The sequence below is a fragment of the Terrabacter terrigena genome (genome assembly GCF_042676085.1).
Taxonomy (GTDB): Bacteria; Actinomycetota; Actinomycetes; order Actinomycetales; family Dermatophilaceae; genus Terrabacter; species Terrabacter terrigena.
The window spans coordinates 1-1129 of sequence record NZ_JBHTKH010000034.1 but is presented as its reverse complement, the minus strand read 5'-3'; the positions used below and the strand labels follow the sequence as shown (position 1 = coordinate 1129).

Annotated in this window: 1 protein-coding gene; it reads right to left on the bottom strand. The window is 67.7% G+C overall.

Annotation, left to right across the window (positions count from 1 at the left end; genetic code table 11):
- A partial coding sequence (locus tag ACFQ2V_RS21225; RefSeq protein WP_386055011.1) for an IS481 family transposase occupies positions 1-1006 on the bottom strand: 1006 nt, incomplete at its 3' end.
- Positions 1007-1129 lie beyond the last annotated feature (123 nt).

Sequence of the window (1129 nt, the reverse complement as noted above, 5' to 3'; positions counted from 1 at the left end):
TGTGATGTCCAGCCAGGTTGTCCAGCCTGGTGATGGGTGCGACTTTCCCGATCGCTGAGTGGGGCCGGTGGTGGTTGTACTGGTGGACCCATGGTGCCAGCGCGGCGAGCCGGTCGGCCTCGGAGGGATAGAACGTCTTGAAGGCCCAGCCGTCGGCCAGGGTGCGGTGGAAGCGTTCGATCTTGCCGTTGGTCTGGGGTCGGTAGGGGCGCGTGCGTTTCGGGGTGATGCCCAGCTCGAGGCAGGTGTCGCGCCACAGGAACGACCGGTACGCGCCGCCGTTATCCGACAACACTTTCCGCACCGTGACGCCGCGCTCGGCGAACCAGGCCACGGCATGGCGCAGCACCAAGGTGGCGGTCTCCTTGGTTTCGTCGTCGTGGGCTTCGACGTACGCGACGCGGGAGTGGTCATCGACGACCGTGTGCAGGTAGCAGGTGCCGATCAGCGGCTGGCGGTACTTGCTCCTCGGGGCGCCGGTGCGAACGGTGGTCGCGGCCCGGTTACGCAACCCTTGTTGGCGTCCGACGTAGCGCCAGCCGCCGCCGTCGGGGACCTTGCCGAGCTTTTTGACGTCGACGTGCAGCAAGTCCCCGGGGCGTTCGTGCTCGTACCGGCGGACCTGTTCACCGGTGGCCCGGTCCAGGTAGGTGAGCCGGTTGATCCGGCATCGCACGAGAACGGCATGCACCGTCGAGGACGGGACGCCGAGCAGGTCGGCGATCTGGACCGGGCCCATCCGATGGCGCAGGCGGGCCCGGACGATCTTGCGCACCACGGCCGGCGGGGTCCGACGGGCTTGGTGATGGCGGGCGCTCGAGCGGTCGAGCATCCCGTCCGGCCCCTCGGTGCGGTACCGCTCGGCCCACTTGGCTGCGGTCTTCCACGACACGTCGTACCGCTCGGCGACCCGGGCAATCGGCCAGTCGTGCTCCACGACCAGAACGGCCAGCCGTAGTCGGGCGCGTGGGGTCAGGGCCGCGTTGGAGTGGGTAGCGTGGGACACGAAGACCTCCTGGTTGTGAAGTGAGCCGTCAGACAGCTCCACTCCACACCGGGAGGTCTTCATCTGCCATGAAGGTCAGATCGTGTCGTCACACTGACTCGACCAACGTGACTGGGCATCACA